Annotated in this window: 10 protein-coding genes; 3 read left to right on the plus strand and 7 right to left on the minus strand. The window is 43.8% G+C overall.

The features are described 5' to 3' along the window. Positions 1-116: 116 nt before the first annotated feature. The 3 genes from GLIP_RS22150 to GLIP_RS15685 form a co-directional block, all read right to left on the minus strand. Entirely contained in the window at positions 117-281 is a 165-nt protein-coding gene (locus tag GLIP_RS22150; RefSeq protein WP_008845649.1) for a hypothetical protein, read from the minus strand. Between the two features lie 96 nt (positions 282-377). Then, on the minus strand, positions 378-1,070 hold the full coding sequence (locus GLIP_RS15680) for a hypothetical protein (protein WP_153886354.1): 693 nt from the start codon (positions 1,068-1,070) through the stop codon (positions 378-380). 26 nt (positions 1,071-1,096) lie between these two features. Beyond that, positions 1,097-1,363, minus strand: a complete 267-nt coding sequence (locus GLIP_RS15685; protein ID WP_008845651.1) for a helix-turn-helix transcriptional regulator — start codon at positions 1,361-1,363, stop codon at positions 1,097-1,099. A gap of 896 nt (positions 1,364-2,259) precedes the next feature. Between GLIP_RS15685 and GLIP_RS15690 the strand changes: the two genes are divergently transcribed. Continuing rightward, positions 2,260-2,454, plus strand: coding sequence for a helix-turn-helix transcriptional regulator (locus tag GLIP_RS15690; RefSeq protein ID WP_040523226.1), 195 nt, complete (start codon positions 2,260-2,262; stop codon positions 2,452-2,454). Between the two features lie 16 nt (positions 2,455-2,470). Here the strand turns inward: GLIP_RS15690 and GLIP_RS15695 are convergent, their stop codons facing one another. The 3 genes from GLIP_RS15695 to GLIP_RS15705 are packed head-to-tail and all read right to left on the minus strand — an operon-like array spanning position 2,471 to position 4,960. Continuing rightward, positions 2,471-3,712 (minus strand): tyrosine-type recombinase/integrase, encoded by a 1,242-nt coding sequence (locus GLIP_RS15695; protein WP_008845652.1) that lies wholly within the window; start codon positions 3,710-3,712, stop codon positions 2,471-2,473. 1 nt (position 3,713) lies between these two features. After that, positions 3,714-3,983, minus strand: a complete 270-nt coding sequence (locus GLIP_RS22100) for a hypothetical protein (RefSeq protein ID WP_040523228.1) — start codon at positions 3,981-3,983, stop codon at positions 3,714-3,716. A 2-nt stretch (positions 3,984-3,985) separates the two neighbouring features. Continuing rightward, the gene (locus GLIP_RS15705; protein WP_008845654.1) at positions 3,986-4,960 is read right to left on the minus strand and encodes a ParM/StbA family protein; all 975 of its coding nucleotides are present in this window, start codon (positions 4,958-4,960) and stop codon (positions 3,986-3,988) included. Positions 4,961-5,442: 482 nt separating this feature from the next. On the opposite strand from GLIP_RS15705, the gene mobI reads away from it, so the two are divergent. After that, positions 5,443-5,868 (plus strand): conjugative transfer protein MobI(A/C), encoded by a 426-nt coding sequence (mobI, locus tag GLIP_RS15710; RefSeq protein ID WP_008845657.1) that lies wholly within the window; start codon positions 5,443-5,445, stop codon positions 5,866-5,868. A gap of 10 nt (positions 5,869-5,878) precedes the next feature. On the opposite strand, the gene umuC is transcribed toward mobI, so the two are convergent. After that, positions 5,879-7,051 (minus strand): translesion error-prone DNA polymerase V subunit UmuC, encoded by a 1,173-nt coding sequence (gene umuC / locus GLIP_RS15715; protein WP_008845658.1) that lies wholly within the window; start codon positions 7,049-7,051, stop codon positions 5,879-5,881. 283 nt (positions 7,052-7,334) lie between these two features. Between umuC and GLIP_RS15720 the strand changes: the two genes are divergently transcribed. Then, positions 7,335-7,928, plus strand: a complete 594-nt coding sequence (locus tag GLIP_RS15720) for a Tn3 family transposase (RefSeq protein ID WP_000107352.1) — start codon at positions 7,335-7,337, stop codon at positions 7,926-7,928. Positions 7,929-7,936: the final 8 nt, after the last annotated feature.

A 7,936-nucleotide genomic window follows, 5' to 3' on the forward strand; every position in this document is an offset into this window, starting at 1 on the left:
GTAAACGTGTGTAGCAGTAACTGATGTGGTTAATACTAAAGTGAGCATCGCAGCTTTGATTAAGTTTTTAGTTTTCATATTCTATTTTCCTTATGTATCGATTTATTGAAGGGTTATTAAAGTCCGAGAAAATCAAGAATTGCTTCATACCAAGCAACGGCTTCATCAGTTACCACAACAGGTGGCTTCTGTTTAGAACCGGCGTGTACATGTGTAACGGTAACTGACGCGGATAGAACGACTGTAAGTAGGGTGGCTTTGATCAACGTTTTAGCTTTCATTGCGTTTCCTTTATGTTAATAAAAAATGTCAAATGTGGATTTAAATCCACACCATTGTAGCAGTATGCGTTTTTTTTAAACAATATTGCAGTGAATTTAAGCGCGAAGAAGCTTGGGAATTAACAATCTATAGCTTTCGTAGAAGACTATCCAGATGAGATAGGTATAGCAAAGTTGAGCTAGGTATGGGTATGACGACCAAACAAACAGTATGTTTTTAAAGCCAAATACAGCGCGGATAACGTATTCGGCTATCATCAATAATTGCAACAAAGCGAAAAAGGCATTCAATTTATATAATTGCCAATCTAAATTGATAGATTCTACTTTTTGTTTGGGGATGATATCTGACATGTATGCAACGCGCATAAAGAACAAATGCCGTGCAAATAAATATGAAGCGAGTAGTGCAACGTACCAATAAATCTCAGGCGCTTCTTGATGCTTAAAAATCAAGTAAAATTCGGCGCTGATAGATATGATTAAACCGCAAAGTAGTAGTCTGGATGCATTATCATATTTTATTTTCCAATAAACCGTAATACTAAGAAAATAAAATGCGGCTTTGATTAGATCGACATATTCCAGTTCACTAATCGACCAGGCAGTTTCCTCTACCAATCTCTGGATAACCAGAATAATAACAACACCTAATACGTTGATATTTTTGCGACAGATAATGGCAGTAAAAACGAGAATACAAATAAACAGTCGGTCAAATAACAGTGGGTTACCGAACGTATAAATACCTGCAAAGATAAAAAGCCCTCCTAGGAGGGCCGTTATCATCTTTGGCAGGTAATGGGAGAGTAGCATCAGCTATGGGAAAAACCGAAATAGTCCATGACAGTTGAGAAAAAAGATTCTCTAGTTTGTTCCGAGGCTCGTTGGCGACATACTGACCACCATTTACTTATCACCTCTACCCCGATACTGTTCATGGTTTCAGGTTTATCATTTTCTATTGCCGATACAGTCTCTCTGCTGATCCCAACTCTATGACCAAGCTCCTCTTGAGTGTATCCTGCTTCTTTTCGCAAAGAACGCAGCTGCTCGCCGCTAAACCTCTTTCTTCGTGACATCGACTCTTCCAGTGAAATTCAATTCGGTAAAAAACTTACCAGAGCAAAATATAAGCTAAAAAAATCTAACAGTAAATCTAAAATTTCATTTTTTTATATTATTTTTCAAATCAGAATCATTTTTTGCTTAATCGATCTAAACTTTTAACAAGCTTCGAGACATTTCGGCCTATCTCAGATACAATTCGCGCCCGAAATTCTTTGTAAACAATTAGCTAGATTGAAGGCCCCATGTCATATCAGCAAGAAGTCGATAAACGTCGCACCTTTGCGATTATCTCTCACCCTGATGCCGCCCAGCCTTTCAACGCTTAAAACCACCTTTCATTGCACACCACAATCACATCTCTACGTACTGAATTTAAAGGCTTTTTGTCTTTTTCTCGTTTCTTTGCTTTTCAATGATGTTCAAGCGTAACCTCGGAAAGTGTGTACAAACTTGAGTACAAATTCCGTTTTAGAGGCCTTTGGCGAAAATTCCATGACACAAATCTGGCTGTAGGCCTTGTGGTTACTGGGTTTGATGAAGAAAGTGCCTTCTGCTTTTGGTACTTTGGTTTCGACATTACAAAAGCGGAATAAATGCGATCATCTCTAGTTTTATGTTTGTAAGCTTATGAATTTAAAGGGTTCGTCATTGTGGTTTTTGATGTGTCATCGTTGCGAGTGTACAAACAGTGTGTACAAATTTTTCTCGTTAGGCATGTTGATTGCTATTCATGACACAAACCGCCTTGTAGCCCTTGTTATTCATAGGTTTGAGCTGAAAAGTACCTAATAGCAACATTTGTGTTTTGATAAGGCTGATCTTCTGAACAAATCATGCATCTTTCTGACCATCAACTAGTGATGAATCAGGCGATGATAGCTTTACATTGATTTTCAGGAGAATGCAGATGACAGCAGTAGCGCACCAGGCAACCCCTTTTCTAACATCTTACGAAGTGATGGCTCGTTACCACATTAGCTATACGACGCTCTGGCGAAGAATAAAAGATGGCAGCTTGCCGCAACCTCGCATCAACCGAAATACACGAAACAAGCTGTGGCACATTGAAGACTTGGAGGAGTATGAGAAGAAAGAGGACTGAGCCTCTTTCTTTTATTTTATTGTCCGAAACGCCAGTTGAATGAAAAGCCTGTCGGCTCGATGATGGTCTCTAGCTGTTGATACCAAACGTCGTAAGCATGACGCATTTCATCCAGGTACTGATATTGGTTGTAGATAGCATCCAACCCTTTTTTGCTGTGGCCAATCATCAACTCGGCAACTTCTTGCGTGGTGATGGCTGACATTCGCGTTCGCATCGTTCTGCGAAGATCATGCATAGACCAATGTTCCATCTCAACACTAAGCGATCTGCGAGCCCAGATTTTCACATTGTTAGGAATAGTGGTATCAAAGCCATTTGTGGCAAGCTCTTCTTGTCCGTTCGCGGGAAACAAGTAAGTTGATTTGCTCATCTGCATCGCTAGTTCAATCAGCTCAATAGCTGGCTTAATCAATGGCCGCATGATCGGCGCTCCAATTTTCTCACCTTGTTTGCGGATCTCTATGGGCACTGTCCACATTGCAGATTGCAAGTCAAAGTGATGCTTTTCAGCTTGAATGAGTTCGCCCTTGCGCCCTCCCAATAAGAGAAGCAGTTTTATGTAGATGCGATTCTTCTCAGTGATTTTTGACTCATGCAAATAGCGCCAAAGTATCCTGATCTCGTTGTCATTTAGCACCCGAGTTCGTTTGCCTTTCTTACCGCCGACCTTCTTTGCAGTGATCCCAGCGGCAGCGTTAATTTCCAAAATCTGTTCATCTATCAGCCAGTCATAAAACTTATGCAGCACAGACACTAGACGTTCTGTGTTTGACGGAGACGCTTCCGAAACCTCACGAAGACAGTTTCTTAAGGACAATTCATTGATGTCAGTTAATGGGTACTTACCAAGTCGGGGCAGCAAATATATTTCACTGCTGCGTTTTTGGTAGTGCCACGTTTTCTCCTTTAGCCCTTGCTTACCGGCAGAGTCTATCCAGTCTCGAAAAATCGATTCGAAGCTTTGATTGGCAGAATACTTGGCCCGTTCTTGCTGTAGGTAGAGCTTGGGGTTTCGGCCTTGATCAAGTACTGCCCTTAACCTATCTAGCTCATTCCTGGCTTCAGCAAGCTTCATAAGTGGGTAAGTACCTATGTCTACCCGTTGTTGCTTGCCATCGAAACGATAACGAAACTGAAAAACAATTTTGCCCTTGGGTGATACCCGAGCACTTAGCCCATCTCGGTCGGCTTTTACTACGGTTTCTTTTGCTTCTTTATTTAACCTGGCATCGAGCCAGCTAACTGATAACGCCATGTTATAAGCCCAGCCCTAGTTTTGATTTTAATGATTGTTTACGTGATTCTGCTTTGGGTTCTGGCGCTGTACTCATAGAAGTCACTTCACCATCTGGTGCATGGCCATCCACCGGTGCAGATGTCGTGGATAGATTGGGTTGGCTCATGTGAATTAACCCAAAGGTGGCCAGCATCCGCAGACGCTCAGCGCGTTCCCGTGGCGGCGTCTTTTCCAATTCTTTGAGTAGTTCAGGGTGGCTCCCTGGGGGAATGTTGACGACAACTCTCATAATCAGGCCCCATAAAACCAGAAGCCTCGGACGTTCGCCAAAACAGACTGTTCCGGCACGATGATCTTGCTTCGTGAAAAAATCTCCTTGGCCGCTTCCTTATAAGCCAAGGCTCCACCTCCGGCGATCAATACCAAGTCCGCATTGATGCTTTCGTCGCGCATAGATTGGCGCATGGCTGTAAGAGCAACAGGCGCTACCTTTTTCATTGCAGCATTCAGATAAGGTGAAATATCGACTTTTTCTCCAAATAGCAGCACCTGCAAGTCGCCGGTTCTCATGGCTTTTTCAAGTCGATCCATACCCACTTTGGCACCATGATCTTCCGAAATCAGCTTATCAATGGTTTCCAGTAGCACGGACATTGCCTGAAGACTGGTTCCTGATGAGCTGTAGCGAATTTCTCCGGCCTCAAGGGCAACCCAGTCAACAGAAAAAAAGCCTGGATCTATGACGACGACGCGACCTTCTTCAATCAAGCCCAAATCTCCACCTGTTTGAACCAGATCCATATAGGCACCGGCAGGCTGCGGCAGCACTTTGACGTCATGAACGGTGATGCTGCGCTTAGGCGTTACTTGATGAATACCTTTTAAACGCTTCACAAGGTCTGACTTACGTTGTGGTTCATGAAACTGGGAAACCGGTAATCCAGTGACAACCAAATCGATGGATTCTGTTTCAGCCATTAACAAGGCGGCATGAAAAAGCGCCTTATAGGTTTTTGTGGTGGGATATTCTGGGTGAAGCTCCCGTTCCCAACCTTGAAGGCGTCCAGCAGGCACACCAGCGGCCCAACGCTCATTCTCGACAGACACATACAAACAAGTTTCATCATCGCCTCCACCGATACGCTCCGGCATACGATCCGCAGGACCGGCCCCCGCAGGCAGAATAATAGTTTTCGGTTCACTGCCTGATTGGCCAATTGCCAGCTTCAGGTTCGAGTAACCGATATCTACGCCTAGTACAAACATACTTATCTCCTGTGCACTCAAAGTGCTCTAACGGTTTTCAACTAACCGCTCAGGTCACGCTTGGGCATTTCCAAGTGCTCTGGCGGTTCACTCAAATGTCATTATCAGGATTCGGTGCACTGGCGGTGGGCAGAAAGGTGACAAATCCTTTCATCTATCTGCCTATTGCATTTTCGCAAAAGTATGAGAATAGGCTCTGTTTGGCGGCGGATGACTAAGCCAAAAAAATCGAGACGCCAAACGTCGTTTGCCTTCTGGCCTGAACTCGCCAAACGGTTTGTATCTTCATGACGATACGTCTTTTCAGGCGTTTTTAAGTGAAATCGGGCTGCATCCCTTGTCAGGTATGGGATTGCGCGAGTTGATTTATATCGAGACGCCAAACAGCGATTGTTACGGCAGTTTTACGTTTGGCGTTTCGATCCAAAAGCCAAACGGATAGTGGTTTTGGCTTTTGGGGTTAATTGGATGGGGAAATTGGTTTGGTAGAAATCGTCAATGAACAATGGAAAGCAGAGATATCAGATTTACTTCAGCAAGAAACGGACAGGCTAAAAGCGCTGGCACGAGCTGAAGTTGATGACTTTTGGGTTACCCATTACAAGGTTCGTGAAAATGAGCCATTTAAAGATTGGGGGCTGCTTGGTGTCCGTATCAGAGACTTTAAGTATGGCTTTGGCATTGAGTGGTACATCAACAGCTTTCACGGTCAACGAGGCAAGCGCGTAGTCTTTAGTAAAGGACTGCGTATCTCAAAGACGAAGCTGAGATACTCATTTTTGGACTGCCAAGGTTTGGCCAAAGAATGGGAGTTAGCGCTGGCCATGGAGAAAGAGGAATTTTTCAGTGATATTCGACGCCAGGTTGATAAGCTCAACATGCTGCGTCGCAGAGTGAATGCCTACTGAATTCTCGGCGCTACTTCACTCGCGGCAACTGGTCCCAGCGTGTTGTATAAGCGGGAGATAAATGCTCTCGCTTCATCGACCAATCTTTCTTCGTACCTTGTCCAGCAAAGAAAACCTTTCCGGCACCACTTTGGTTAATGGTGTCCAATACAGACATTAACTGTTGGCTATTAGAGCGGATCGATACGTCATCGAATAGTCCTGGCTGAAACATGCCAGGATCGTAAAAGTCAGACAGCATGACGCCCGCTTTGGCATAACGAAAACCATCCTTCCATATCCGCTTGAGTAAATGACTGGCCAGCTCGATAAAATCCCTAGTATCGCAACTGGGGATCAGCAACTCACCCGATGCAGAGTTGCTGTATTGCGGCTCGTTGTCCTTAAAGGGGCTGGTACGTATGAACACGGTCATCACTTTGGCTTGCTGCTGTTCTTTGCGTAGCTTCTCAGTGGCGCGGGTTGCGTATTCACATACGGCCTCACGTAACAATTCAAAGTGCGTTACTTTTACGCCAAATGAACGGCTACAGACAATTTGTTTCTTAGTTGGTGGGATCTCTTCAAGTTCAATGCACGACTCACCATTGAGCTCTCTGACGGTTCTCTCTAAAACCACCGAGAACTGGTCTCTGATGGCTCTAGGTGAGGCATTGGCGAGGTCTAAGGCTGTGCTGATACCCAAGGCATTTAAACGCTTAGAAAGCCGTCTACCAACGCCCCAAACATCATCAACCGGGACTAATGCGAGCAATCGACGTTGCCGATCTGGATTGGTTAGATCTACAACCCCCTGAGTGGCGGGGTATTTCTTGGCGGCATGGTTAGCCAGCTTGGCGAGTGTTTTAGTCGGTGCAATGCCTACACAGACGGTGATCCCAATCCAGTGGCCTATGCGCTCTCGCACTTGTTGTCCGAACTCGACAAGGGATAGGACAGACTCAATACCGGTTAAATCTAAAAACGCTTCGTCAATGGAGTAAACCTCTACTCGTGGTGCCATCTCCTCCAAAGTGCGCATCACTCGACTGCTCAAATCCGCATACAGTTCATACAGTTGGCTAAGAATTCCCGCTAAAAATAGACGAGTAAGTGAGCAACCATTCTGCCGCATGGGTTGCTGGCGTCTAACACCAGAAAAATCACCCAGCCCAACCCGCTGTCTATTTTTTAAGGTGGGCATTCATCTACATGTCTAATTTTTTACCAATTTGATCGCTAAGATGTACTAATTTGATTACCGAGGGAGACTGACGGACTAATTACTTAGGGGCTTAATCGTACAATCTCCACTCGACACCACACAACTCACTTCTGGACATTTCTGAGTTGCATTTTAGCTAATTTAGAAAAACATGAATTAGATAAAGTATGGAAATTTCAAATCAATATGAGGCGGACATGAAGAAATTGAAAAAAGTAGCTTAACTGGGTTGGTCAATTTTGGTTGACCACGTCATGTTCCGGTGAGTACGCAAGTCATTGGCGCTAACGAATATGAAGGTCACTTTGCTTTTGACTTACTCTATAACAACTCTTCAGATATACAGCCTAATACCTTATCGACCGATACGCATGGTACCAATAATGTTAACTTCGCTATATTAGATTTCTTTGGTTACACATTCGCCCCTCGATACGCGAAAATGAAAAAGGTGTTTTTTGAGCTATTTGAAGTGACTGAAGAGAACGGAGGCCGTATTCAATTAAAGAAAGATATTAATCATAAGCTAATTGCTGAAGAATGGGACAATATTCAGCATATTGTTTGTTCATTGAGTCGTAAAACCACCACTCAAAGCACAATCATTAGAAAGTTGAGTAACGGCAAGAGCCGAAGATTGTCAGCATTGCATGAGTACGACCGTTTAATTAAATCTATTTATGTTTTGGAGTATGTTGATAATTCAACGTTGCGTCATTACGTCCAGCAAGCCTTGAACAGAGGTGAAGCATACCATCAGTTAAAACGTGCTATTACTTCAGTTAATGGCAATAAATTTCGTGGGGGGAATGATTACCAAGTATCACAATGGGGTTCTAGGGATTTTCCCCTCTAAAAAGACTT

Source organism: Aliiglaciecola lipolytica E3 (assembly GCF_000314975.1).
GTDB classification, from domain to species: domain Bacteria; phylum Pseudomonadota; class Gammaproteobacteria; order Enterobacterales; family Alteromonadaceae; genus Aliiglaciecola; species Aliiglaciecola lipolytica.

Excerpts from the sequence above, each read along its gene's own strand:
- GLIP_RS22150 (WP_008845649.1), bottom strand. The coding sequence starts at position 281 with ATGAAAGCTAAAACGTTGATCAAAGCCACCCTACTTACAGTCGTTCTA.
- GLIP_RS15680 (WP_153886354.1), bottom strand. The coding sequence starts at position 1,070 with ATGATAACGGCCCTCCTAGGAGGGCTTTTTATCTTTGCAGGTATTTAT.
- GLIP_RS15685 (WP_008845651.1), bottom strand. The coding sequence starts at position 1,363 with ATGTCACGAAGAAAGAGGTTTAGCGGCGAGCAGCTGCGTTCTTTGCGA.
- GLIP_RS15690 (WP_040523226.1), top strand. The coding sequence starts at position 2,260 with ATGACAGCAGTAGCGCACCAGGCAACCCCTTTTCTAACATCTTACGAA.
- GLIP_RS15695 (WP_008845652.1), bottom strand. The coding sequence starts at position 3,712 with ATGGCGTTATCAGTTAGCTGGCTCGATGCCAGGTTAAATAAAGAAGCA.
- GLIP_RS22100 (WP_040523228.1), bottom strand. The coding sequence starts at position 3,983 with ATGAGAGTTGTCGTCAACATTCCCCCAGGGAGCCACCCTGAACTACTC.
- GLIP_RS15705 (WP_008845654.1), bottom strand. The coding sequence starts at position 4,960 with ATGTTTGTACTAGGCGTAGATATCGGTTACTCGAACCTGAAGCTGGCA.
- umuC (WP_008845658.1), bottom strand. The coding sequence starts at position 7,051 with ATGCCCACCTTAAAAAATAGACAGCGGGTTGGGCTGGGTGATTTTTCT.